This window comes from Pseudomonas sp. JQ36 (assembly GCF_053851495.1).
In genome coordinates, this window is the sequence record NZ_CM132642.1 from 4,784,445 (window position 1) to 4,809,809 (window position 25,365).

21 protein-coding genes are annotated in these 25,365 nt (G+C 62.3%); 10 read left to right on the plus strand and 11 right to left on the minus strand.

Features of this window, described 5'->3' with window-relative positions:
- Window positions 1-16 precede the first annotated feature (16 nt).
- Window positions 17-1,417: a dihydrolipoyl dehydrogenase gene (gene lpdA / locus ACS4NR_RS21615; protein ID WP_456018296.1), complete on the plus strand. Its 1,401-nt coding sequence runs from the start codon at window positions 17-19 to the stop codon at window positions 1,415-1,417.
- A 111-nt stretch (window positions 1,418-1,528) separates the two neighbouring features.
- Here lpdA and ACS4NR_RS21620 read toward each other — a convergent pair whose 3' ends face one another.
- A complete protein-coding gene (locus tag ACS4NR_RS21620; protein ID WP_456018297.1) occupies window positions 1,529-2,002 on the minus strand; it encodes an Lrp/AsnC family transcriptional regulator in 474 nt (157 codons plus the stop codon).
- A gap of 144 nt (window positions 2,003-2,146) precedes the next feature.
- Between ACS4NR_RS21620 and ACS4NR_RS21625 the strand changes: the two genes are divergently transcribed.
- Window positions 2,147-2,776: a LysE family translocator gene (locus ACS4NR_RS21625; RefSeq protein WP_456018298.1), complete on the plus strand. Its 630-nt coding sequence runs from the start codon at window positions 2,147-2,149 to the stop codon at window positions 2,774-2,776.
- Here the strand turns inward: ACS4NR_RS21625 and ACS4NR_RS21630 are convergent.
- From ACS4NR_RS21630 to ACS4NR_RS21660, 7 genes are all read right to left on the minus strand, one after another.
- Complete coding sequence (locus ACS4NR_RS21630; protein ID WP_456018299.1) at window positions 2,773-4,911, minus strand: hypothetical protein; 2,139 nt, start codon at window positions 4,909-4,911, stop codon at window positions 2,773-2,775. The genes ACS4NR_RS21625 and ACS4NR_RS21630 overlap by 4 nt on opposite strands.
- Window positions 4,898-6,085, minus strand: a complete 1,188-nt coding sequence (locus ACS4NR_RS21635; protein WP_456018300.1) for a DUF3142 domain-containing protein — start codon at window positions 6,083-6,085, stop codon at window positions 4,898-4,900. The genes ACS4NR_RS21630 and ACS4NR_RS21635 overlap by 14 nt, the downstream gene beginning before the upstream one ends.
- 149 nt (window positions 6,086-6,234) lie before the next feature.
- The gene (locus ACS4NR_RS21640) at window positions 6,235-7,062 is read right to left on the minus strand and encodes a class I SAM-dependent methyltransferase (protein ID WP_456018301.1); all 828 of its coding nucleotides are present in this window, start codon (window positions 7,060-7,062) and stop codon (window positions 6,235-6,237) included.
- The gene (locus tag ACS4NR_RS21645; RefSeq protein WP_456018302.1) at window positions 7,056-8,210 is read right to left on the minus strand and encodes an acyltransferase family protein; all 1,155 of its coding nucleotides are present in this window, start codon (window positions 8,208-8,210) and stop codon (window positions 7,056-7,058) included. Before ACS4NR_RS21645 ends, ACS4NR_RS21640 begins: the two co-directional genes overlap by 7 nt.
- Entirely contained in the window at window positions 8,207-9,085 is an 879-nt protein-coding gene (locus ACS4NR_RS21650) for a class I SAM-dependent methyltransferase (RefSeq protein ID WP_456018303.1), read from the minus strand. Before ACS4NR_RS21650 ends, ACS4NR_RS21645 begins: the two co-directional genes overlap by 4 nt.
- Window positions 9,082-10,386 carry a glycosyltransferase gene (locus ACS4NR_RS21655; RefSeq protein ID WP_456018304.1) on the minus strand — a complete coding sequence of 435 codons (1,305 nt, stop codon included), beginning with the start codon at window positions 10,384-10,386 and terminating at the stop codon, window positions 9,082-9,084. The genes ACS4NR_RS21650 and ACS4NR_RS21655 overlap by 4 nt, the downstream gene beginning before the upstream one ends.
- On the minus strand, window positions 10,380-12,005 hold the full coding sequence (locus ACS4NR_RS21660; protein WP_456018305.1) for a glycosyltransferase: 1,626 nt from the start codon (window positions 12,003-12,005) through the stop codon (window positions 10,380-10,382). The genes ACS4NR_RS21655 and ACS4NR_RS21660 overlap by 7 nt, the downstream gene beginning before the upstream one ends.
- A gap of 428 nt (window positions 12,006-12,433) precedes the next feature.
- On the opposite strand from ACS4NR_RS21660, the gene ACS4NR_RS21665 reads away from it, so the two are divergent.
- From ACS4NR_RS21665 to ACS4NR_RS21700, 8 genes are read left to right on the plus strand one after another with little or no spacing between them, the layout of a single operon-like run.
- Window positions 12,434-13,348 (plus strand): GDP-mannose 4,6-dehydratase, encoded by a 915-nt coding sequence (locus ACS4NR_RS21665; RefSeq protein WP_095137794.1) that lies wholly within the window; start codon window positions 12,434-12,436, stop codon window positions 13,346-13,348.
- Window positions 13,345-14,313 carry a GDP-mannose 4,6-dehydratase gene (gene gmd, locus ACS4NR_RS21670; protein WP_367082185.1) on the plus strand — a complete coding sequence of 323 codons (969 nt, stop codon included), beginning with the start codon at window positions 13,345-13,347 and terminating at the stop codon, window positions 14,311-14,313. The genes ACS4NR_RS21665 and gmd overlap by 4 nt, the downstream gene beginning before the upstream one ends.
- Window positions 14,314-14,316: 3 nt before the next feature.
- Window positions 14,317-15,759 carry a mannose-1-phosphate guanylyltransferase/mannose-6-phosphate isomerase gene (locus ACS4NR_RS21675; RefSeq protein ID WP_166495152.1) on the plus strand — a complete coding sequence of 481 codons (1,443 nt, stop codon included), beginning with the start codon at window positions 14,317-14,319 and terminating at the stop codon, window positions 15,757-15,759.
- On the plus strand, window positions 15,759-16,556 hold the full coding sequence (locus tag ACS4NR_RS21680; RefSeq protein WP_456018306.1) for an ABC transporter permease: 798 nt from the start codon (window positions 15,759-15,761) through the stop codon (window positions 16,554-16,556). The genes ACS4NR_RS21675 and ACS4NR_RS21680 overlap by 1 nt, the downstream gene beginning before the upstream one ends.
- Entirely contained in the window at window positions 16,556-17,821 is a 1,266-nt protein-coding gene (locus tag ACS4NR_RS21685; RefSeq protein WP_456018307.1) for an ABC transporter ATP-binding protein, read from the plus strand. The genes ACS4NR_RS21680 and ACS4NR_RS21685 overlap by 1 nt, the downstream gene beginning before the upstream one ends.
- Window positions 17,818-19,194, plus strand: coding sequence for a glycosyltransferase family 4 protein (locus ACS4NR_RS21690; RefSeq protein WP_456018309.1), 1,377 nt, complete (start codon window positions 17,818-17,820; stop codon window positions 19,192-19,194). The genes ACS4NR_RS21685 and ACS4NR_RS21690 overlap by 4 nt, the downstream gene beginning before the upstream one ends.
- Entirely contained in the window at window positions 19,178-20,308 is a 1,131-nt protein-coding gene (locus ACS4NR_RS21695; protein WP_456018310.1) for a glycosyltransferase family 4 protein, read from the plus strand. The genes ACS4NR_RS21690 and ACS4NR_RS21695 overlap by 17 nt, the downstream gene beginning before the upstream one ends.
- Window positions 20,309-21,439 (plus strand): glycosyltransferase family 4 protein, encoded by a 1,131-nt coding sequence (locus tag ACS4NR_RS21700; RefSeq protein WP_456018312.1) that lies wholly within the window; start codon window positions 20,309-20,311, stop codon window positions 21,437-21,439.
- 142 nt (window positions 21,440-21,581) lie between these two features.
- Here ACS4NR_RS21700 and ACS4NR_RS21705 read toward each other — a convergent pair whose 3' ends face one another.
- The 3 genes from ACS4NR_RS21705 to ACS4NR_RS21715 all read right to left on the minus strand — a co-directional run bounded on the left by ACS4NR_RS21705 (window position 21,582) and on the right by ACS4NR_RS21715 (window position 25,331).
- Entirely contained in the window at window positions 21,582-23,612 is a 2,031-nt protein-coding gene (locus ACS4NR_RS21705) for a pyridoxamine 5'-phosphate oxidase family protein (RefSeq protein ID WP_456018313.1), read from the minus strand.
- 60 nt (window positions 23,613-23,672) lie between these two features.
- The gene (locus ACS4NR_RS21710) at window positions 23,673-24,299 is read right to left on the minus strand and encodes a glutathione S-transferase family protein (RefSeq protein WP_456018314.1); all 627 of its coding nucleotides are present in this window, start codon (window positions 24,297-24,299) and stop codon (window positions 23,673-23,675) included.
- Window positions 24,300-24,404: 105 nt separating this feature from the next.
- Window positions 24,405-25,331, minus strand: a complete 927-nt coding sequence (locus ACS4NR_RS21715) for a LysR family transcriptional regulator (protein WP_456018315.1) — start codon at window positions 25,329-25,331, stop codon at window positions 24,405-24,407.
- Window positions 25,332-25,365 lie beyond the last annotated feature (34 nt).

Here is a 25,365-nt window from a genome sequence, read left to right on the forward strand (position 1 = left end):
AACGAGGAGCAACAGCATGAGCAACTACGACGTGGTCATTCTGGGCGGAGGCCCCGCTGGTTATAACGCGGCGATCCGCGCCGGCCAGTTGGGCCTGACGGCGGCATGCGTGGAAGGTCGCGCCACTCTCGGCGGCACCTGCCTGAATGTCGGTTGCATGCCGTCCAAAGCCTTGTTGCACGCCTCGGAGCTGTACGAGGCGGCCATGGGTGCGGAATTCGCCAACCTCGGCATTGAGGTCAAACCCACGCTCAACCTCGCGCAAATGATGAAACAGAAAGACGAAAGCGTGAGCGGCCTGACCAAAGGCATCGAGTTTCTGTTTCGCAAGAACAAGGTCGACTGGATCAAGGGCTGGGGCCACATCGATGGCCCGGGCAAAGTCAGCGTGACCGACGAGCAGGGCAACAAAACCGAGCTAAGCGCCAAGGACATCATCATCGCCACCGGCTCCGAGCCTACGCCCCTGCCCGGCGTCGAGATCGACAACCAGCGTATCCTCGACTCCACCGGCGCGCTGTCGCTGAGTGAAGTACCCAAGCATCTGGTGGTGATCGGCGCCGGGGTGATCGGCCTGGAGCTGGGTTCGGTCTGGCGCCGCCTCGGCGCCCAGGTGACGGTGGTCGAATACCTCGACCGCATCTGCCCCGGTGTTGATGGCGAGGCCGGCAAAACCTTGCAGCGTTCGCTGAGCAAACAAGGCATCAGCTTCAAATTGAGCTCGAAGGTCACCAGCGCCACCACCTCGGCCAACGGCGTGCAACTGAGCGTTGAACCCGCCGCCGGTGGCAATGCTGAATTGCTCGAAGCCGACTACGTGCTGGTCGCGATCGGCCGGCGCCCGTACACCAAAGGCCTGGGCCTGGAGAACGTCGGCCTGAGCACCGACAAGCGCGGCATGCTCACCAACCGCCAGCACCGCACCGAGGCCCCCGGCGTTTGGGTAATCGGTGACGTAACGTCCGGGCCGATGCTCGCGCACAAGGCCGAAGACGAAGCGATGGCCTGCGTGGAACAGATCGTCGGCAAGGCCGGCGAGGTCAATTACGACTTGATCCCCAACGTCATCTACACCCGGCCGGAACTGGCCAGCGTCGGCAAGACCGAGGAGCAACTGAAGGCCGAAGGTCGCGCCTACAAGGTCGGCAAGTTTCCGTTCACCGCCAACAGCCGGGCGAAGATCAACCATGAGACCGAAGGCTTCGCCAAGGTTCTCGCCGACGAACGCACGGACGAAATCCTCGGCGTGCACCTGGTCGGCCCGAGCGTCAGTGAAATGATCAGTGAATACTGCGTGGCCATGGAGTTCAGCGCCTCGGCCGAAGACATCGCGCTGACCTGCCATCCGCACCCGACCCGCTCCGAAGCGCTGCGTCAGGCGGCGATGAATGTCGAGGGGATGGCGACGCAGATGTAGTCAGCAAAGGTTTGGGTGACCGGACGACCGCTATCGCGAGCAGGCTCACTCCTACAGGGGGGATGCGCCCAAATGTAGGAGTGAGCCTGCTCGCGATCAAGACGACTCGGTCTACAGCGGCAGATGCCCCAACGGCAACGCCCCCGGGGTCTTCACCGTGTGAATCGCAAAGTTGCTGCGAATGTCGCTTACCCCCGGCAGCTTCAGCAGGCAGCTGCTGAGAAAGCGGTCATACGCGCGCAGATCCGGCACCACCACCTGCAACAGAAAGTCCGACTCCCCCGACACCAGAAACGCCGAGATCACTTCCGGCAGCGCTGTGACCGCCGCGTAAAAGGCTTCGGCCTGTTCGTCGTTGTGGCGCTCGACCTTGACCCCGACAAACACCGTCAGCCCCAGCCCCACTTCATCGCGATCGAGGTTGGCCTGATAGCCACGAATCACCCCGGCTTCCTCCAGCATCCGCACCCGGCGCAGGCAAGGAGACGCCGACAGGCCGATCTCGTCTGCCAGTTCGACATTGCTCAGCCGGCCGTTGCGCTGCAGCGCGGCGAGAATTTTGCGATCGAAAGCGTCGAGTTTCATGTTTGGCAGATCCCGATGGTGAAGGCGCAAAAAGAAAGCAGGTTATGCCAATAACGAAGCTTTTTGAAGCTGACTTCGCAAGCACCTGCCCCGCCCTTCGGCCATAGACTTTGCTCACCGAATCGACAACGAAAGGGCTGCGACATGGCGAGTATCTGGATGTTTTTTCTGGCATTGGCGGTGGTCTTCCTGCTGCCCGGCCCGGACATGATCCTGCTATTGCAAACCGGCGCTCGCCAAGGTCGTGGCGCGGCACTGGCGACCGCCGTGGGCCTGGCGATAGCCCGAGGCTGTCACGTGGCATTGGCGGCATTGGGTCTGGCGGCGCTGTTCAAGGCAGCGCCGTGGACGTTTGATCTGGTGCGCCTTGCCGGTGCGGCGTACCTGCTGTGGATTGGCATTCAATGCCTGCGCAGCAGCTTGCTGCCGAACCTGGATACGACTGCCGTGACTGACACCCAAGGACAATGGCGCGAAGCGATTCGCCGTGGCCTGCTGACCAATCTGCTCAACCCCAAGGCCTTGCTGTTCTGCTCGGTGCTGTTGCCGCAATTCATCGTCAATGACGGCGCAGCGGTACTGACCCAATTTGCCACCCTCGGCGTGTTGCTGGTAGCAGTCGGGCTGCTGTTCGACAGCGCCTACGCCCTGACCGGCGCGGCGCTGGGCCGTTGGCTGCAACACAGTCCAACCGCCCAACGCGTTCAGCAATGGCTGTTCGGCAGCCTGCTGATCGGCTTCGCCGTACGCCTGACGTTTATCCAGCAGGCCTAGGGTTTGCGGGACTTGCGTTGGCGCCGGCTGATCAGGGCCAATGCAACGCCGACCCCCAGCACGATCGCGCCGATCTGTACCGGCCATTTGTAAGGCCGCAGGGCCGTGCGCGCGGCATCGGTCACTTGGGTGACGTAACGCTTGTCGGCGTTTTCGAAATCCGGGTACGGGCACTGATTGCCAAAGTCCACCGCCCACGGCACGTACGGCCCTTCGTTGACGTAACGCCGATAGAGCGCGCTCTGCTCTTCGAGGCTGCTGTTGAAACCGGCGGCATTGCACAACACCGCAGCAAAGGCCTGGCTGGTGTGCGGCAAATTATCGGCGGCCCGGCTGGCCAGCGCGGTGGCGACAAAACGGTAGTGATAACGCTCGTCCGGCTGCGCCTGGCTGGCCTTCTGGCGCTGCACTTCAGCCTCGGCCACCAGCGGCCCGACTTTCAGCTCAGTGTTTTCCAGACTGTAGTTGCCGCCAAACGTGGCGTAGTCCGGCGCCATCTCATAGCCGAGAATGTCCATGCCCCATTCGCGCGCGGTCCACGCCGCGTTGTACAAGGCGCTGGCGCGTTTGCTCGGCCACCACGCAGCGTCAGCCTTCATCCGTTGCTCGCCGTACAGACGGGCCTTGTGCTGCAGATCGGGATTGTCGAAATAGCCGACCGCTTCCTCGTAATGCCCTTCACGCAGCAAGCGCCGCCCCAGCAGATTGCGCAGGCTGGCGGCAACCGGTAGCGGCACGTAGTTGTCGCGCTGCTGCTGGGTCAGCGCCGGCGGCGCCGGCACGTTGTCATCGACATAGCGCTTGAGTTCCTCGACCGTCAGCACGCGCTCGGCCACCGTCGCCGCGTCAAACCAGTAAAGGCTGTTGCTGCGATACAATTGCACGAACGCTTGCAGGTACTCGCCGCGTTGCAGCGCGAGAATCGCGCTTTCGCCCTCGACCCGACATTTCGGCTGGACGGTTTCGAAGTCCCAGTCCGGAGTACGCCGGTAGCCCCAATCCTCGCTCTGCGGGAAAGCCTGCGCAGCTTTCGCATAGGCGGCAGCCGCGGCATTTTTATCGCCGTCACGCACTGCCAGCTTGGCCCGCAGCCACCACGCCAGTCCGCCGTCACCGGCGTTTTCAAGGAAGGCCTTGGCGCTGGCGTAATCACCCTGTTGGTAGTTCATCGCCGCCAGTCGATCAGCGTTTTCCAGGCTGCCACGGGTGCTGTTCTGCAGCAGCTTGATGAGTTTCTTCTCGTTCGGCGGTTGCTCGTCGAATGACCAACCCATGCGGCTGATCAACGAAGCGGTAACCAGTTGCTGCACGGCTTTGCGCTCCAGCAACTTGGCCAGTTGCGGTTCGGGCAGTTCGGCCAGCTCATTCATCAGTTGTTTCAGCGAGGTGTAACCCACGGCCGAGCCGTGCAGGTTCTGCGCTTCGTACAGTTCGATGGCGCCGTTCCAGTCACCGGCGTTGCGCAGCACCCGCGCCTCTTCACCGAGGCTGGCCACCCCCAGCTCCAGCGGGTCGCTGAAGCCATCGATGCTCAGTTGTCGAGTCTGACGGAAGGCCGCGCGCGCATCCTCCAGCACTTCAATGACATCGCCCGCCTCGGCACTCATGGCAAACCAGGCACGGCCCAGGGAATAAGCCGCCCAGGTGCTGCGCAGCGGACGCTGATCGGCCGGCAGCGCCAGCACTTTGTTGAAATATTCGATCGCCAGCGGATGATCGCCAGTGGCAAACGCCACCGCACCGGCCACGTACAAACGGATTTCCGCCGGCAGACTGGCGCCCTGCGCCTCGACCTGACGCGCATCGCTCAGGCCACGCAGTTGCTTGACCAGCGCCTGTTGCTCGGCGCTCAGACCGACCTGCTCGGCTTTTTCGCGCAGCGCAGCAGGCTCGCTTGCGTCGCCGTAGATATCGTCGGGATTGTGCGTCGCCGCTGTGACATTCTTCAGCCCGGCAATGGTCTTGCCGAGGCGGCTGATCTCGAAGTTGAAGTTGCCCTCCGGCAGTTCGGCCAGGCTTTGCCCGCGATTGTCGAGCAGGCGCATCGGGAAGTCCGGGCCGCAGGCCAACGCCGAACCCAGCGGCAGGCTGAGGCTCAGGCAGAGCAGATGGCGGGGCCAGTTACGGGTCAACATGCGAACCTCCTTGATCAATAAATGCACAGCGCGCCCAACCGATGGCGCGTTGTCCGCCCGCCGGCAGACGACCGTCGCGCAGGCGGGTGAAGGTAAGCAGATCGGCGCTCTGTTGCAACGAGTAACCGGCGAGTGCATCGGCGCCTTCGCAAGCGCTGGCCTTGACGGTGATACGCGTGGGCCAGGCACTGTCGAGGTTACCGGCATTGCGCAGGGTGATGTCCTGCAGGCCATCGTGGTCGTTGAACGTCAGGCCGAGTTGGCTGCTCAAGGCATCGCCGCGGGCCACGGCGCGCAACGTGGTCAGGCTCCAGGCCCGACGATCATTGGCCAGCGGCAGGCGAAACCAGATCAGCCCGGCCAGATGTTCCGGGCGCTCCTCGCGCAGGTCTTTGGCCAGTCCGCTCAGTTGCTGCGGATCGGCGAGCAGTTCACGACGTTGCCCGTCGCGCTCGAGTGGCACTTCACTTTCCACCACCGGGGCTCCATCGGCATCCGGCAGCAGCGCCACGCCATAGGCCGGCAGCGCCAGATAAAACGGTTTGTCGGTCACCTGCCCCCAGGCCTTGGCCCAGCGCCGCGCCTGCTCGGGGTCGAACAGACCACGACGCGGATCGCTGACCGCGTGCACCTGCAGCACACTGCTGTCGACGCTGGCCAGCAGCGCCGGCAGTTGCGGACTGTCGAGCCAGGCCGGCAACGCAGTGATGCTCAGCGGCAGGTTGGCCGGCAATGCGCCACGCAGATTCACAAGGAAATCGGTATAGGCCGGCAGACGCGCATTACCGGCGTCATGATCGATCTCGACCCCGCTCACCGTCAGCCCCTGCGCTTGCCAGTCAGCCAGCATTTGAAGGATCTGTGCGCTCACCTGCTGCTGATCGAGCGCCTTGAGCTGACCGTCGAGGCGAATCACCGCGATCAGAGGCCGGCCATCGTGCTTGAGCAACGGCGCATCGATACGCGCCCGATGCCAGCCGTCATTGGGGAATGCCTGCAAGGCCAGCACACGCAGTGTCGAGAAGCTCTCGCGGCTATCGCGCAGGGCAGCATCATGGGCCGGGGTCCATTGGCGTTGCCAGATATACAGTTGTTGATCGAGGGCGGGGGCGTCATGCCGCTCACAAGCAGCGAGCAGCATTGCCGCGATCAAAATCGAAAAGCCGAACCGCATGAAATGCCTATTCCCTGCCGATGCAAAAATGCAGGGTACACAAATCCCTGTAGGAGTGAGCCTGCTCGCGATGACGGAGTAGCAGGCAACATCGATATCGACTGTTAGTGCGCCATCGCGAGCAGGCTCACTCCTACAGGGAGAGCGACTCAAGGCTTGCGGGCAATGATCACCTGACTCTTCGCCACCACTGCATCCAGCGCCTGCTTGATCTGCGCACCCCGGGGCGAATCGAGCACCGCTTGCCAGGTGTTGGCCCAATGCTCGAGTAACGGGTGATCCGGGTTGCTGAAATCGACCTTGGCTTCCCAGAACAGCAGCATCCACATCGACCAGTAAAAACCGTACTGGCTGTGGCTGATGATCTCCAGCCCGGCGTTGCTGACCATGGTCTTGAACTGCTCTTCGCTGATGATGCGAATGTGGTTGGGCTTCTGGAAATACTCCGGCGCCGCAATGTCCTTCTGCAAATCTTCTGAGCTTGGGTGCGGCACGCTCAGCAGGTACAGCGCACCGGACTGGCCGACCCGCACCAGTTCGGCAAGAAACTGCGCCGGGTCGTCGACGTGCTCGATGACTTCGGTGGACACCACACGAGTAGCGGTGCCGTCGGCAATCGGCAACGGATTGCAGTCGGTGACGTGGCATTCGACGCTGCGCGCCGGGGTGTCGCTCAGACGCTGGCGAGTGGCTTCGACCTTGGCCCCGTCGATGTCGGCAATGATGATCTTCGCCCCGCGCATGCCGCAGAAATGCACGTTGCCGCCGTCACCACAGCCGACATCGAGCAAAGTGTCATCGGCGGTCACCGCAAAGCCCTTGAACAGCTCGCCGGTCTCCTGGTTGAACCAGCCGCTGAGCTTGGCATCGTAGAGGCCGAGCATGTACGGATCGACCTTGTCCACCACCGGGGCGACGGGTTGCGCGGGGGCCGGTGCAGGCGTCGCCGCCGTGAGTTTTTTCAAGAGGCTCAGCATGAGGTGGCTCCGGGGGTTGAAACGGCGGTTCGGGATATATCGAGGCGCCGTACCAGGGCAGCGCCGCGATTGCGCATCGGCATTTCGATGAAGCGGTAGTTCAGCTCGCTGAGCAGCACGATCAGGCCGAAGGCGATCAGCAAGGTGAGAATCGGGTGCCCGGCCGGGCTCGGCAAACCGGCAGCCTGCAAACGGAAGATCAGCTCACGCACCAGCAGATAGGCCGGGATATGAATCAGGTAAATGCCGTAGGAACGACTGCCGATCCACGCCATCAACCGTTGCAGGCGGCCTGCCGGCAGGAGGTAATCACTGTTGTACGAGGCGATCCACACCAGCAGCGCGCCGAGCACGGCAATCGAGCCGATGCGGTAAGGCGCGAAGGTAAAACGGTCGGTGGCCATGAAACTCATCAGCAGCGCCACGCCGATCAGCACTGATATCCCGGCCCACGGGCGCCGCAGAAACGTCGGCTGCCAGCGCTGGTAAGACGGTTGCGCACTCCACAGCGCCAGCAGCACGCCGAGCGCCAGCGCATCAGTGCGCACCACCATCAGCAACGGCGTGCGCAGGGTGAACAGTTGCACCGCGACCAGCGCCAGCAAGGCCCAGACCAGATGCTTGCGGCACAGCACAATCAGCAGCGGGAACAGCAGGTAAAACTGCTCCTCCAGCGCCAGGCTCCAGTAGACGAAACTGCTGCCGTATTCGTAATGAAAGAAGCTGTCGGCAAAACGGAAATTGGCGTACTGCAACACCCCCGCCAGCGTCGCCTGCAGGTTGGCGTGCAAGCTGCCAAAGGCACCGGAGCGGTTAAGAAACACGCACGCGAGGAGGATCAGCGCCAGCCACAGCCAGGCCGACGGCAACAGGCGAAACACCCGCCGCAGCCAGAAATTGCGCGTCTGCTGCCAATACTCCTGACGCGTCGTGCAGCCTTGCAGCGCGGGGATCAGGCTGCGCGCGATGACGAAGCCGGAGATCGCGAAAAACAGATCGACGCCCCACCACGGTTGCGCCCAGGCGTGGATGTTTTCCAGCAGCGGCACCGTATCGGTGAACAGGCTGCCCTGCAGGTGATGGAACAGCACGCCGAGGACGGCGATGGCGCGCAGTACCTCGATGTCCATGATCCGCCTGGCGCTCATGGCTGACTCCGGGCTTCGCCAGCCTGCGGTTTGCGGGCGATGATCACCTGGCTCTTGGGCATGAAGCGGTCGAGCATCTGCTTGATCGCCAAACCGTCGGGCTGCGCCAGCAGGTCTTGCCAGGTGCGCGCCCAGCTCTCCATCAGCGGCGGATACGGCGCCTGAATCCGGTCACGTACCGCGCCACCGAGGTCACGGCCGGCGGCACGCTCGCTGGCCCAGAAAAAGATCATGCCCATCACCCAGAAGAACCCGCTGGCCTGTCGATGCTCGATCACCAGTCCGGCGTTCTCCACCAGTTCGGCAAAGCGCTGCTCGGTGAAAATCTGCACATGATTGGGCGTCTGGTAATAACTGGCCGGGGCGATGCCCTGTTGCAGGTGCTCGCCTACCGGTGCCGGAACACTCAGCAGGTACTGCGCGCCCGGGCGGCCCATGCGCACCAGTTCGGCCATGAACGGTTCGGGCTGGTCGATGTGCTCCAGCACTTCCATGCACACCACTTTGCTCGCGCAACCAGCGGCCAGCGGCAATGGCAGGCTGTTGCTGACCAGTCCCAGATTCGGCTTGTTACTCTGCGCCTCAACCTGCCGGGCCAGATCGCGAACCTTGTCATGTTCGCTGTCAGTGAAAATTACCGAGGCGCCCTGCCGCACGGCAAATAACGTCGCCACGCCTTCGCCACAACCGACGTCGAGCAAGGTGTCGTCAGCCGTGATCGCGAAGCCCTTGAGCAACTCGCCGCTGCCCTGCAAAAACCAGCCGTCGAGAATCGCATCATGCAAACCCACGTCCCGTGGCGAAACCTGGCCGGGCGGCTCAGGCGCAACAGGCAAGGGCACCGGGCGCAAGCGTGCGAGCAGGCGCCGGATCATGCGCTCGCGGCTTCCACGGACGACGGTTTGATGGCTTGCGCACGCTGGGCAAAAAAGCTCCGCAGACGCTCTTCAGCGCTCGCCTGACTGCAGAATTTCTGCAGGTTGTGCACCGCATGCCCGGACATCCGCGCATAGCGTTCGACATCGTTGTTCGCCACCGCGTAGCTGTCGCGATACGCCGCGCACAGCGAGTCCCAATCGGTCATATAGCGCAGGGTGCGGTAGGCGGCTCGTGGGTCGTGGGGCCAGGCTGTGAGTTCGTCGGTGGAGTCGACGATGAACGCGTTGTCGCTGTCGACATAGTCAGCCATCGCTGTGTTCAGCGGCGCAATCGCCGGTTTGCCACAGGACATGAACTCCATCAGCGGCAGGCACTGCCCTTCGCCATAGGAACTGTTGACCACGTAGCTGGTGGCCTGCACCAGCGCTTCATAATCGGCGTCCGCCAGATAACCGTGGATCAGCACGATCCGGCACTGGTAGGACTGGTTCTTGTACAGGTGATGCAGCATGTCATTCAGGGCATTGGCGATGTCATGGTGCGTGAGTTTCAGCACCAGGGTCGCATCGGTGACATCACGAAACGTGGTGCAGAAGGCACTGATCATGTCCTGCCAGTTCTTGCGCCCGTCGTACGGGTTGAACACCGAGGTGTAGACCACGCCGTCCAGTTGCAACTGGCAGTCCTGCGGCGGCCCGGCAAACGACAGCGGCGTGCCTTCGCACAACCCCGGCGGACCGTACGCGCGCAGATCCACCGTGCGACTGTCGAGCAACAGGCCGCGCAACTTCAACTGCACCGCTTCGACCACTGGCTGCTTGCGCAACTGCGCACCGCGTGCGGCGAAGCGATCCCACACTGGCGCGGGAATCGCGCAGATCGGGTAGTCCGCGCCCATCACGTCGCAGACCGCGTTCACCGTGAAACTCGAATGGGTAATCGCCATGCCGCAGGCGTTCAACACCACGCGCCAGTCGTGACGCGGCTCGCCGTGCCAGCTCTCGGTGGGGATGGTGCTGAACTCCCAGGCAAATACCGGGATGGTCGGGCAGGCGTAATCAATCGGCGTGCGATGCGGCGGCGAGAACGACAGAAACACGCACGCCTCGCCGCGACTCAGGCAATCGAAGTACAGGCGATCGACCAACTCGTCCGGGTTGCTTACTTCAATCACTTGCCCGATGCGCTCCAGCACCGGGCGGAATTCCTTGAGGACAAAGTAGTAGCTGTATTCAGGCCGGCCGAGGTTCTGCTGGATATTGCTCTTGTTGGTTTCGGAATGAATGATGATCAGCATGATGCAGCCCCCGCCTCGGCGATCAGCTCTGGGCTTGCACTCGGCGTCAGTTGAAAAAACTGCGCCAGACGCTGTTGCACCGGAGCAAAACTGCAGTACTCGCGCATGCGCTCATTGGCCGCCAGGGCCATGGCCTGATAGGCCACCGGATCGTTCTTGGCCATGGCGTAGCTGTCCTCATAGGCCTTTTTCAACGAGCCCCAGTCCGGGCGATGGCGCAGAGTGCGGTAGAGGATCCGCACATCATCCGGCCAGATGGTCGGCTCACGGCTGGACTTGACGATGAAACCGACGCGTTCATCGATGTAGTCGTGCATCGCCGTATGGTCCGGGGCAATCACCGGACGCGCGCAGGACATGAACTCCATCAGCGGCAGGCACAGACCTTCGCAGCGCGACGCATTGACGTAGAAACTGGCCGCACCGTAAAGCCTGGCGAACTCTTCGTCCTCCAGATAGCCGTGCATGACCACTACCCGGCAGGCGAATGGCGACAGCTGCGACAACAAGGTGATCAGGTGCACGTAGTAGGTCGCCAGATCGTTCTGCGTCATCTTCAGCACCAGCGTGGCATCTTCGACGTCGCGCATGGCCCAGCAGAAGGCTGTGATCAGGTGATGCCAGTTCTTGCGCCCGTCTTCGGGGTTGAACACGCTCACATACACCACGCCGCTGACCTCGGTCTGCAGCGTGGCGCTGGTGTCCGGCAGGCAGGCCTGTGGATGCTCGGCCACCGTCGGTGCTTCGACACTGACCGTTGGCGGCAATGGTTCGGAGGCTGGCGTACGCAACCGGAAGAGCTGGCGGCGCAGAGGGACCGGCAGCAAATCGCGCACGGCTTCGCGGTACCACAGCAGCAAGTTGTGCTTGAGCAGAAACAGCCGTGGGTGTTCGTTGGAGGCCGTTGTCGCTCGCCAACCTTCGCGCAAGTAATGCTTGGTGATGAACGCGCGCCGGCGCAGGGTCAGTTCCGGTGGTGGTGGGACAGGTTCGGACGGCGCAGCGATGTCGACCGGCTCGCAGGCCTCCACTGCCTGCTCGTTGGGCGTAGGTGCAATCAACCCATCGGCGGACAAGCCTAGGGCTCGGCTGTCGATGATGCAGCCGTTGATCTGCAACACCGCGCCCGGGTTCACCGGCGCAGCAGGGTATTGCTGGCGCACTGCGGCGAAGCCTTCCCACAACGGGGTCGGCAATACCAGCACAGGGAAGTCTTCACCCATGGTCCGGCGAATGGCTTGCGCCGTGTGACTGGACAAGGTGATCGCCCGACCGTGGCGCGCGAGAATCCGGCTCCAGTCAGGGTGAGCGTCTTCTTCGCGAGGGGCGACCGGGATCGAGTCGTACTCCCACGCGATCACGCAGACCACGGGGCATTGCAGGTCGGTCGGGGTTTTATGCGGCGGAGCGAACGAAAGGAAGAGGCTGTCCTGACCGGCCAGTTGTAACTGTCGGTACAACGGGTCGACTTCGGCCGCCGACGCCACCACGTGCACTTGCCCAAGGCTTTCCAGCACAGGACGGTAGGCCTTGAGCACGAAGTAATAGCTGTATTCCGGACGTCCCAGACTCTGGCTGATGGAGCGGTCGTTGACGTCCGAGTAAAGAATGAAATTCATGGCATCCCACGGTGAAACCACCATCCCGGAAGTTTCACGCTATGACGGCCAAGCGCCGAATCGAGTCGGGATCACCGCTGCTCGTCCTTCGTCCTGGAACTCGTCTTCGTTCTTGTTTTAGTGGCTGGTTTCACCCTGTTGCGCAACGACCCCGGCGAACCTGGGGAGATGGCGACGAGGGCCATTCTAAACACATCCGTCGCGAGCCCGGGAACCGCCCGACGAGAATAAATCGGGCTACGCTGATGAGAACTGACCGGTCACGGTTTGCGCTGTTGAAATTGCCGAGCAATTGGCACAGATTGGTAACAAACAACTACAACAACGACTTCGCCTGGTGTCATGTCGGTCTTTTTCATCCGGCCTGACAGACTTCTCCTCAAAGCCTGTGGGAAAGTGGCGAAAGTTAAAGACCAAGGGGTCGCTGTTTGAAAAAGCGTCTGTTCATCACGGGCCTCAGTGGATTCGTGGGACAACATCTCCAGTCGCGTCTGGCTCAGCCTGACTCGACATGGGAACTGCTGCCTGCCGCTGCACCTTACGATCTCACGGCACCTGCCAGCCTCGTCGACCTGTGGCCACAATTGCCCGACGCGGTGATTCATCTGGCCGGCCAGACCTTCGTTCCCGAAGCCTTCCGCGATCCGGCCCGCACGCTCGAAATCAATCTGCTCGGCACCCTCAATCTGTTGCAGGCGCTCAAGGCCCGCGGATTTCAGGGGACCTTCCTGTATGTCAGTTCCGGCGACGTCTATGGTCAGGTTGCCGAAAGCGCCCTGCCCATCACCGAACTGCAACCGCCCTGCCCGCGCAATCCGTACGCGGTGAGCAAACTGTCGGCGGAGTTTCTCAGCCTGCAATGGGGCCTGAGCGAAGGCTGGCCGGTGCTTGTAGCGCGGCCGTTCAACCATATCGGCAGCGGGCAGAAAGACAACTTTGTCATTGCCAGTGCTGCACGCCAGATCAACCGCATCAAACAGGGCCTGCAAGCCCCGCAACTGGAAGTCGGCGACATCGACGTCACGCGCGATTTCCTCGATGTCGGCGATGTGATCTCGGCGTATTTCGCTCTGCTCGAAAAGGGCACGCCGGGGCAGGTCTACAACATTTGCTCGGGCCGCGAGCAAAGCATCCGCAGCCTGATCGAACAGCTGGGCGACCTGGCCGAGGTCGACCTGCAACTGGTGCAGGATCCGGCGCGTCTGCGCCGTGCGGATCAGCGTCGCGTTTGCGGCAGTCACGCAAGGCTGGCCCAGACCACGGGATGGACGCCGGAAATTACAACACAACAATCCCTGCGGGCGATCCTGTCCGACTGGGAGCAGCGAGTACGACAAGAATGAAAAGTGCACTGATCACAGGGATCACCGGCCAGGACGGCGCTTATCTGGCCAGACTGTTGCTCGACAAGGGCTACAAGGTTCACGGTCTGGTCGCACGGCGCAGCAGCGATTCACGCTGGCGCCTGCGCGAGATGGGCGTCGAAGGTGACATTGTCTACCTGGACGGTGACATGGCCGATGCCTGTTCAGTGCAGCGCGCGGTGATCAAGTCGGCGCCGGACGAAGTCTACAACCTGGCTGCGCAAAGCTTTGTCGCCGCTTCCTGGAATCAGCCGGTGACCACCGGTATCGTCGATGGCCTGGGCGTGACCCACCTGCTCGAAGCGATCCGCCAGTTCAGCCCGCACACGCGTTTCTATCAGGCCTCGACCAGCGAAATGTTCGGCCTGATCCAGGCTGAGCAGCAGGACGAGAACACCCCGTTCTACCCGCGCAGCCCCTACGGCGTGGCCAAACTCTACGGCCACTGGATCACCGTCAACTACCGCGAAAGTTTCGACCTGCACGCCAGCAGCGGCATTCTGTTCAACCATGAATCACCACTGCGCGGCATCGAATTCGTCACCCGCAAGGTCACCGACGCCGCCGCCCGTATCAAGCAGGGCAAGCAGCACGAACTGGCCTTGGGCAATATCGACGCCAAACGCGACTGGGGCTTTGCCGGCGATTACGTCGAAGCCATGTGGCTGATGCTGCAACAGGACAAGCCTGACGATTTCGTGGTCGCCACTGGCGTCACCACCACCGTGCGCGAAATGTGCCGCATCGCCTTCGATCACGTCGGTTTGAACTACCGCGATTACGTAAAGATCGACCCGGCGTTCTTCCGCCCGGCCGAAGTCGAAGTGCTGCTCGGCAACCCGGCCAAGGCGCAGCGTGTACTGGGCTGGAAGCCGAAAACCGACCTCGACACCCTGATCCGCATGATGATGGATGCGGACATGAAACGCGTCGCCAAGGAGTAGGCCATGCTGATCCCCGTGATTCTGTCCGGCGGTGCCGGTACTCGTCTGTGGCCGGTGTCCCGCGAGGGCCATCCCAAGCCGTTCATGACCCTGCCCGACGGCCAGTCGCTGCTGGGCAAGACCTATCAGCGTGCCGCCGCATTGCTGGACGGCTGGGGCGACATCGTCACGGTGACCAACCGCGAGTACTACTTCCAGAGCAAGGATCACTATTGCGCCGCTCATGTGTCGCGCCATCGCGGGCATTTCCTGCTGGAGCCGACCGGGCGCAACACCGCCCCGGCGATTGCTGCGGCCGCCCTGTCGCTGCAGGCGCTGCACGGCGACGATGCGATCATGGTGGTGATGCCCGCCGATCATCTGATCGTTAATCAGCAAGCCCTCAAGAGTGCCGTCGAACACGCGGTCAACCTGGCGAAGGACGGTTATCTGGTGACCTTCGGCGTGCTGCCGACCGCCCCGGAAACCGGCTTCGGCTACATCGAAACCGGCGCGCCCCTCGACGCCAAAGGCGCGGCGAAAGTGCAGCGCTTCGTGGAAAAGCCCGACCTGCAAACGGCCACGCATTACCTGGAAAGCGGCAACTTCCTGTGGAATTCGGGGATGTTCTGCTTCACCACCGCGACCCTGATCAACGAACTGCAATTGCACGCGCCAGAGCTGCTGGAACAGACCCGCGCCTGCATGGAGGCCAGCGCCGCGGTGGAAACCGTCGGCTGCCTGCAGCAGGAACTGTCACCGACACTGTTTGCTGAGATCACCGACATCTCCATCGATTACGCGTTGATGGAACGCTCCGATAAAGTCGTGGTGGTGCCCGCCGGTTTCGACTGGAGCGACATCGGTTCGTGGGGCGCCGTGGCAGCGCTGGTACCCGCCGATGCCGACAATAATCGCGCCAGCGGCGAAGCGGTGTTCATCGACAGCCACAACAACTTCGTGCAGAGCGAAGGCCGACTGGTGGCCGCCGTGGGTGTGGATAACCTGATCATCGTCGACACCGCCGACGCGGTGCTGGTGGCGCATGCCGACCGTGCCCAGGATGTGCGGCGCGTCGCCCGGCAGCTCAAGGACAAATCCCACGAAGCCTACCGCCTGCATCGCACGGTGAGTCGTCCGTGGGGCACCTACACCGTGCTCGAGGAAGGCCCGCGCTTCAAGATCAAGCGCATCGTGGTCAAGCCCGGCGGCAAGCTGTCGCTGCAGATGCACCATCACCGCAACGAACACTGGGTGGTGGTCGAAGGCATGGCCAAGGTCACCAACAACGGCAGCGGCACGCATCTGGTGGCCAAGAACGAATCGACGTTCATTGCCGCCGGACACCGGCATCGTCTGGAAAACCCCGGGGTGATCGACCTGGTGATCATCGAGGTGCAAAGCGGCGAATACCTGGGTGAAGACGACATCGTGCGCTTCGAAGACCAATACGGCAGGACGGTTTGATGCTGCTTTCCCTGTATCGCTCGCTGCGCAGCTACCGCGGATTCATCCTCGGCAGCGTCAAGCGGGAGTTTCAGGCGCGTTATCGCAATTCGCTGTTCGGCGCGCTGTGGACCGTGCTCAATCCGTTGTCGATGATCGTCGTGTACACGGTGATCTTTTCCCAGATCATGCGCGCGCGCCTGCCGGGCGTAGATGACGGCCTGGCCTACAGCGTGTACCTGTGCGCCGGCCTGCTGACCTGGGGGCTGTTCGCGGAAATCACCTCGCGCAGCCAGAGCATGTTTCTGGAAAACGCCAACCTGCTGAAGAAAATCAGCTTCCCGCGCATCTGCCTGCCGGTGATTGCGCTGCTCAACGCCGGGATCAACTTCGCGATCATCCTGGCGCTGTTCTTCGGTTTTCTGCTGATCAGCGGACGCCTTCCCGGCATGGCCTTGCTGGCGCTGATTCCACTGTTGCTGGTGCAGGTGATCTTTGCCGCCGGGCTGGGGATGATCCTCGGCATCCTCAACGTATTCTTTCGCGATGTCGGGCAGATGTTCGGCATCTGCCTGCAATTCTGGTTCTGGCTGACACCGATCGTTTACCCGCTGTCGATCCTGCCGCCGGGCATCCAGCACCTGATCAGCCTCAACCCGATGACGGCGCTGATGACCAGCTACCAGAACCTGTTCCTCTACAACCAGTGGCCGAACTGGCCATCGTTGCTGCCGTTGCTGATCATCGGCCTGCTGTTCTGCGCCATGGCCCTGCGCCTGTTCCGGCAACGTGTCGGCGAAATGGTGGATGAACTCTGATGGGGCATATACGCGTCAGTGGCCTGGGCAAGGCCTACAAGCAATACCCCAATCGCTGGAGCCGGCTGTTCGAGTGGCTGGTGCCGTTTTCCGGCATCCGGCACCACTTGCACTGGGTCCTGCAGGACATCGATTTCGAGATTCAACCCGGTGAAGCGGTCGGCATCGTCGGGGTCAACGGCGCGGGCAAAAGCACGCTGCTGAAGATGATCACCGGCACCACGCAACCCAGCTGCGGGCAGATTCAACTGCAAGGCCGCGTCGCCGCGCTGCTGGAACTGGGGATGGGCTTTCACCCGGACTTCACCGGCCGCCAGAACGCGTTCATGGCCGGCCAGTTGCTGGGTATGCAGGTCGAAGAGATCGAAGCGCTGATGCCGCAAATCGAGAGCTTTGCCGAAATCGGTGAAGCCATCGATCACCCGGTGCGCACCTATTCCAGCGGCATGCAGATGCGCCTGGCCTTCAGTGTTGCCACCGCCCGGCGTCCGGACATCCTGATCGTCGATGAAGCACTGTCGGTGGGCGACGCCTACTTCCAGCACAAAAGCTTCGAGCGCATCCGCAACTTCCGCAAGGCCGGCACCACGCTGCTGATCGTGTCCCACGACCGCTCTGCGATTCAGTCGATCTGCGACACCGCGATCCTGCTGGAAAACGGCCGCCTGGCCATGCGCGGCAAGCCCGAAGAAGTCATGGACTACTACAACGCCATGCTGGCCCAGCGCGAAGGCCAGATCGTGCGCCAGGAAATGCTCGCCAACGGCCAGGTGCAGACCATTTCCGGCACCGGTGAAGCGGGGATTGTCAGCGTGCGCCTGCTCGACGCTCAAGGGCGCAGTCTGGAAGTCGCGGAAGTCGGCCAGCCCGTGATGCTGGAAGTGCAGACCGAAGTGCGGAAGGACATCGAACGGCTGGTGCTGGGCTTTCTGATCAAGGATCGCCTCGGCCAGGCGATCTACGGCATCAATACCCACCGGCAGGATCAGGCGATCAACGACCTGAGCGCGGGTGAACAGGTGACGTTCCGCTTCGCCTTCGACATGCGCCTGGGCAAGGGCAGCTATTCGGTGGCGCTGAGCCTGTCGCGCCTGGATTCGCACCTGGACCGCAACTTCGAATGGCGCGATTACGGTCTGGTCTTCCACGTCATCAACAACCGTCAGGAAGACTTCGTCGGCTGCTCGTGGCTACAGGCCCGAACCGAGATCAGCCGTTCCATTGAAACTACCGCGCAGCAGCCGGACAGGGAGATCTCGCGATGACACGACTGTTGATGGAGTGCACCTACGTTTTCGAACACCCGTCCGCCAATTCGGGGATTCAACGGGTGGTGCGCAACGTTATTCAACAGTTGCCCGAGGCCAACGCCGAGCGCGAATGCATCCCGGTGGTAATGCTTGACGGTGCCTTGTATCAGGTGAAAAGCCTGGCGCCGATCAAAACCCCGACAATCAACCTGACCAGCCTGCGGGTGAAGCTGGAACAGTGGGCCAACGGCTTCTGGCTGCGCCATCGCGCGCTCGAACGACGCCGGCCTTTCAGCCAGTCGCATTTCGCCCGGCGGGTGTTGTACGTGCTCTGCCGGCTCACCGCGTTCGCCTGTTTCAGCCTGCCGATGCGTGTGCTCGGGCGCCTGCTCAAGGGCAAAGCGATTCCGAAGCGTTGCGTGCCATTGCAACATCGGGCCGGCGATCAACTGGTGTTGCTCGACTCCTCCTGGCACGCCAACTTTTTCCCCTTGGCCGAACAACTCAAACGCGATGGCGTCGGTATCGTTTCAGTGATCTACGACCTGATCCCGCTGACCCATCCGCAGTTTTGCGACGCGGGTCTGGTCAAGGTGTTCAACGACTGGTTCGACTGGATCGCGCGCACCGCTGACGGCTATGTCGCGATCTCGACCACCATCCGCGATCAGGTGCGCCAGGAGATGCTGCGCCGAGTCGGCACGCAACAGGTGCAGCAGCGCTGGTTCGATTATTTCCACCTCGGTTCCGAACTGGACCTTAGCGACGCCGCAGCGGAGGTCGATCGCCACCTGCTGAACCTGTTCAAGACCCCGGAGCCAGTATTCCTGATGGTCAGCACCATCGAGCCGCGCAAGAACCACGCCTACCTGCTCGATGCCTTCGAACAGGCCTGGGCTGCCGGCTCCACGGCGCGCTTGTGCATTGCCGGGAAAATCGGCTGGAAGTGCGAGGCGCTGATCGAGCGGATCCGCCAGCATCCACAACTGAACCGTCGCCTGTTCATGTTCAACTCGCTGTCGGACAAGAGCCTCGAGCACGCCTACTCCCACGCCACCGCACTGGTGTTCCCGTCGCACGTCGAGGGTTTCGGCCTGCCTTTGGTGGAAGCCATGCAACGCGGGCTGCCGGCGATGGCCAGCGACATCCCGGTGTTCCGCGAAATCGGCGGCGATTACATGGCGTATTTCGATCTGCACAACCCGCAGAGCCTTACCGACCTGGTGCTCGGGATGGAGCGCTCGGGGGAATTTCCGGCGCCCATGAGCCTGGATCAATGGCGCTGGCTGAGCTGGCGCGAAGCAAGCGCGCAACTGGTGCAGCGCATCGAGCGCAACCTGAACCATCCACTGCCCGCACCCGAAGGCCAGCATGCGCATTGCTCTTAACGCGCGGATTCTTCAGGCGCCACGCACCGGCATCGGCCATTACGTCGCCGAACTGGTCCGCGCCTTGCGCGACACAACCGATATCGAAGTGGCGTTGTTCCACGGCTGGGGCTGGAGCTCGGCGCTGCCGGAAGCGGCCATGCCCGGCTACTCGCGCCTGACGCCACTGCTGCGGCAGATCCCCGGGGCCTATCAGGCGCGGCGCTGGCTGGAGCAGAAACGCTTCGATCAGGGGCGTGCGCAAGGCATCGATCTGTATCACGAGCCGAGCCTGTGGCCGCTGGCCTTCGACGGCCCGACCGTGATCACCCTGCATGACCTGACCCATCTGCATTTTCCTGACACCCAACCGGCGGCGCGCCTCAAGGAAATCGAACGGCGCCTGACCGTTGGCGTGCAACAGGCGCAACGGATCATCACCGACTCGCAGGCGATTGCCGACGAGGCCCAAGCCTGGTTCGGTCTGCCGGCCGAACGCTTCGTGGTGGCGCCACTGGGTGTGGCCGAACGCTTCCACCCACGAGAACCGGACACCATCGACGCGGTGCTCAAGGCGCATGCCGTTGCCCCGCGTGAGTATTTCCTGTGTGTCGGCACCCTGGAACCGCGCAAGAATCTGAGCCTGGCGCTGCGTGCCCACGCTCTGCTACCGGAGGCCGTGCGCCAGCGTTTTCCTCTTCTGATCGTCGGCATGGCCGGTTGGCAACAGGCGCAGTTCAGCGATGAACTGCGTCAGGCCCTGGCCTCAGGGCACGTTTGCCTGCTCGGTTATCTGCCGGATGAACAGGTCGCACAACTGCTCGCCGGCGCCCGTGCGCTGGTGTTTCCGTCGCGGTATGAAGGCTTCGGTTTGCCGGTACTGGAAGCCATGGCCAGTGGCACCCCGGTGATTCTCACCCGTTCTTCAGCCATGCCGGAGGTCGCCGGCGCGGCAGGCAACTATATTGAACCTGACGATGCACACGGCTTGCGCGACGCGCTCAACCGCCTGATCGACGATCAAGCGCATTGGCAGGCCTGCCGAGAAGCCGGATTGCACCGGACGCGGCTTTTTTCCTGGGAACGTTGCGCACAGGCCACCGCCGGTGCCTACCGCGAGGCCATGGGAGGCTGAATGCGAGTTCTTCATTTCTTCAAGACGTACCTGCCAGATTCGGTCGGCGGCATCGAACAAGTCATCTTCCAGCTCTGCGAAAGCGGCGCGCATCACGGCATCGACGGCCAGGTGCTGACCCTCAGCGCCGACCCGACCCCGCCCGTGGTGCAACTGGGCCAACATGAAGTGCATCGCGCCAGACTCGACATCCAGTTCGCCTCAACCGGGTTTTCCTGGAGCGTGTTGAAACAGTTTCGCGAGCTTGCCGCCGAAGCCGACGTGGTCAACTACCACTTCCCGTGGCCGTTCATGGACCTGGTGCATTTCGCCAGCGGCATGAACAAACCGAGCGTGGTGACCTATCACTCGGACATCATTCGCCAGAAGCATCTGCTCAAACTCTACCGGCCGCTGATGAACCGTTTTCTCGCCAGCGCCGACCGGATTGTCGCGGCCTCGCCCAACTATCTGCACACCAGTGACGTGTTGCAGCAGTTCCAGGACAAGACCCGAGTGATTCCATACGGTTTGAACAAGGCCGGTTATCCACAGGCTGACAGCGAACGGATGAATCGCTGGCGCCAGCAGCTTGGGGATAAGTTTTTCCTGTTTGTCGGGGTCATGCGTTATTACAAGGGCTTGCACATCCTCCTCGATGCCTTGAAGGACGTGGACTATCCAGTGGTCATCGTCGGTGCCGGACCGCTGGAACTGGAATTGCACGCCCAGGCTGCGGCGCTGGGCCTGCGTAACATCCACTTCCTCGGGCGCCTGGGCGATGAAGACAAGGTCGCCCTGTTGCAACTGAGCTACGCCATCGTCTTCCCGTCGCACCTGCGTTCCGAAGCGTTCGGCATTTCGCTGCTCGAAGGCGCGATGTACGGCAAACCGATGATCTCCAGCGAAATCGGTACCGGTACCAGCTACATCAATATCCACAACGAAACCGGGCTGGTGGTGCCGCCGAGCAATCCACTGGCGTTTCGCGAGGCGATGCGCACCCTCTGGGAAAACCCCGAACGCGCGGCGGCCATGGGCGTCAAGGCCGAAGCACGCTACCGGCAGCTGTTCACCGCCGACGAGATGGGCCGCAAGTGGACCGAGTTGTATCAGGAGCTGCTGGAAGAGAAAGACCTGTCTTACGCCTGATCCTTTGCTGAAACGCCTCCCCTGTGGGAGCGGGCTTGCTCGCGAAAGCGGTCTTTCAGTAAACAATGATGTCGACTGATCTGACGCCTTCGCGAGCAAGCCCGCTCCCACAGGAGGGGTGGTAGTGATTTCAGATGAGCCGTCAGAGATCCAGCACCAGCAATTGCTCACTCTGCGCCGGCACCGCGCAACAAATCAGCACGTGCCCCGCTTCCGGCATGTCTGCCGGTGCCTGTGGATAATTCACCGAGCCACTGACCAGACGTGTCTTGCAGGTGCCGCACGAACCTCCCCGGCAACTGAACTCGGGGCGCAGTCCCCGGCTTTCTGCGAGCTCCAGCAGACTGCCGCCATCCGGCTGCCAGCGCGCCTCTTTGGCAGAACGCTCGAACATCACCGGCACTGAGGTGGAGGCGGCCGGTGGTTGCTCAATGACCAGCGCATCCGGGTCCGGCTGGCGCTTGAGCGTCGAGGGGCCGAAGGTTTCGGCGTGGATCCGCGCGTCGCGAATGTCCAGCTCGCGCAGGCTGTCGTAGACACTTTGGGTAAAAGCGCCGGGGCCACAGACAGCAAAATCGATCTGGTCGTAATCCTCGACCTCCAGCAGATCGCGCAGCAGTGCCCCATCAATGCGCCCATGGCGGTCGAAATCTTCGCCCTCGTGCACATCGGCTTCCGGCTGGCTGAGCAGGCGAATCACCCGTACCGCGTCGCCAGCACTTTCCAGCAAGCGATCGATTTCTTCGCGAAACGGCTGATCGGCCAGGCTGCGTGAACTCTGCAGCAACCACGTCGGCCGAATCCGCCGCGTGCGCAGGCCTTGGTACACCACCTCACGCAGCATCGACAGCAACGGCGTGATACCAACCCCCGCCGCCAGCAGCACCAGCGGCCGGTGTTCCAGCGGTGCCACGGTAAAGTGCCCCTGTGGTGCCCGCGCCTCAAGGACATCGCCGACCCGGATCTGCTGGTGCAAATGGCCTGAAACCAGGCCTTCGCGTTTCACACTGATGCGCAGGAAATCATCCGATGGCGCACTCGACAGGCTGTAGGTGCGGATATGCGTTTCACCGCCCAGAGTGAAGCGCAGCGGCAGGTGTTGCCCAGCCTGAAACACCGGCATTCCTGCGCCATCGTCCGGTTGCAGATAGATCGAACGAATGTGCTGGCTCTCCCTTTCGATGCGGGTCACCCGCAGCGGCCGCCAGCGGTCACCCAGCGCTTTGGCCTGCAAGCGTGCATCGGCCTGGGCCCAGGTGCCGGTCAGCAGGCTGGTGGGTGACATGCCGTCGAAGCGCCAGCGCAAGGCCAGTGCCGCCGGACGCCGCACCAGTTTCTCCACCTCGAATGTCCACAGGCGCTCGGCGCCCTGGAACGCTTCGATCTGCGGCCCGTCGAGGATGATCTCGGTTCGCCCGCTCAGTTGCAGCACATCACCTGTGGAAAAGTCGATGAACAGCAGGCCAGCCTTGGGATTAAGCAGCAGGTTGCCGAGCGTGTTGAAGTGCAGGTTGCCGGCAAAATCCGGGATGGTCAGGCGATTACCTTCAACCCGGACAAACCCGGCCTGCCCGCCACGATGGGAAACATCCACCGCACGTTGTCCCTCCGCATCGACGTAACTGGCGACAAAGAAGGTATCGGCGCTCTCGATCATGACTCTGGCCGCATCATCAAGACCGTCGCCGTGCTGCGCTGGTCGCGTCTGCGGATCGGTCAGCGGCACGCGCTGAAACTGGCGTAGCTGAATGTATTGCGGACAGTTGCCGAAAGCCTGATCCACGCTCACCTCGAAACCCTGCACGGTCAGATTGTCGACATGACCGTTGAGGCGATTGCGGCGGCGAGTATGCAATTCAATGCCGAGCAACCCGATCGGCTCGCCATTGCGCAATTGCGCAGGATCATCGGCAGCGGGTTGGCTGGCGAAATGCAGATGCTCGGGATCAGGCGAACGAGCAAACCCCGGCGCGCCTTCGATCACGCTGGCCCATGGACGCCCCTCGGCATCGACCGCGCCGTACAACATGAACGGTAACTGCTCATAAAATGCCCGGTGCTGATCCGGCATCCAGTCGCGAATCACTTTTCGACCGAAGGCCTCCATGCGCTCGGCAACGCCGACATGGGCCTGCAGTTGTTGCTCGCCAGCGTGCCACGGTGAACGTTCCATCACGCATCTCCCCGCGCCGCCGGCGCATTGTGGATAACTCGATCAGATCGGGCCAGACCCTCAGGCGGTCTTTTGCAGACCGGCGACCGTGCGCGGCATGCCGACAAAACCGGGCAAGGCTTCGACACGCGCCAGCCAGGCACGCACGTTGGCGTAGTCGTCCAGCGACACGTTGCCTTCCGGCGCATGGGCGATGTAGCTGTAGGCGGACACGTCGGCGATGGTCGGCTCGCTGCCGGCCAGGTACGGGGTCTTGCCCAGGTCCACCTCCATCACCTTGAGCAGGTTGTGCGCACGGGTAATCGCTTCTTCAGCATTCAACTGCGCGCCAAATACCGTCACCAATCGTGCAGCAGCAGGTCCGAAAGCAATCGGCCCGGCAGCGGCGGACAACCAGCGCTGCACCCGTGCCGCACCCAGCGGATCGGTCGGCAGCCAGCGGCCATTGCCGTACTTGAGCGCCAGGTACACCAGAATCGCGTTGGAGTCGGCCAGCACCACGCCGCCGTCGTCAATCGCCGGTACCTGGCCGAAACTGTTGATTGCCAGATACGGCGCCTGCTTGTGCTCACCCTTTGCCAGATCGACCAGAATCAGTTCAGTCGGCAGCTGCAGCAGGGACAACATCAGCTCCACCCGATGGGCGTGGCCGGAACGCGGGAAGTTGTAGAGTTTGATCGCTTGCATGGTCGACTCCGCTGAACAGGGGCGCCGCTGCGGGAATGAGAGCGCCGATGGAGGCCATCTTCCCCTTATCGCGAAAAGAACAGAATCACCAGTAACTGCAATCGATTATTTCATTGAGCGCAATAACGCGGCACCTTTCAAAGCAGGGTGTTCGCGCAAAGCCTCGGCGGTGAAATCGACAAAACTGCGAATCCGCGCTGGCGCTTTGCGCCCGCCCTGATACACCACATGGATCGGCAGCGGCGGCAGTTCAAATTCGGCGAGGACGATTTCCAGCTCACCGGTCGCGATTTTGCTGGCGACCTGATAAGACAGCACCCGGGTCAAGCCCAGCCCCATGCAGGCTGCGGTAATCGCTGCCTGATTGGCGGTCACGATCAGACGCGGCTCAGGACGCACGCTGAGCGGTTCGCCAGCGTCGAGAAACGGCCAACTGCGTTGCTGGCCAATGGCCGAAGTCGCCACCACAGGCGCACCCGACAACGCGTGAGGATGAACCGGGCGGCCATACTCGGCAAAATATTCGGGAGAGCCGCAAATGACCCGACGCACCTCACCCACGCGAATCGCATGCTGGTTGCTGTCCGGCAGATCACCAATGCGCACCGCAACATCGATGCCCTCCTCGACCATGTTGACGATCCGATCGACCAGTACCGCGTTGATCGTGACGTCTGGATACTGCGCGAGATAACGCGCCATCACCGGCGTCACAAACAAGTCACCGAACAACACTGGCGCCGTTACCGTCAATTGCCCACGAGGCTGGGCATGACTGCCCGCCGCCGAATCCTCGGCTTCCTGCACCTCGGCAAGAATTCTCCGACAGTCTTCCAGATAACGCTGACCGGCCTCGCTCAGATGCACAGTGCGCGTGGTACGAATCAACAACTGCGTACCGATGCGCTGCTCCAGCGCCGCCACCGCCCGGGTGACACTGGCAGCGGACAAGCCAAGACGTCGCGCCGCTGCCGAGAAGCCTTGCTCCTGAGCCACGGTGGCGAAGATCTGCATTTCCTGGAAACGGTCCATGGACGGCCTCGATTTTTGCGGATCAATGTCAGCT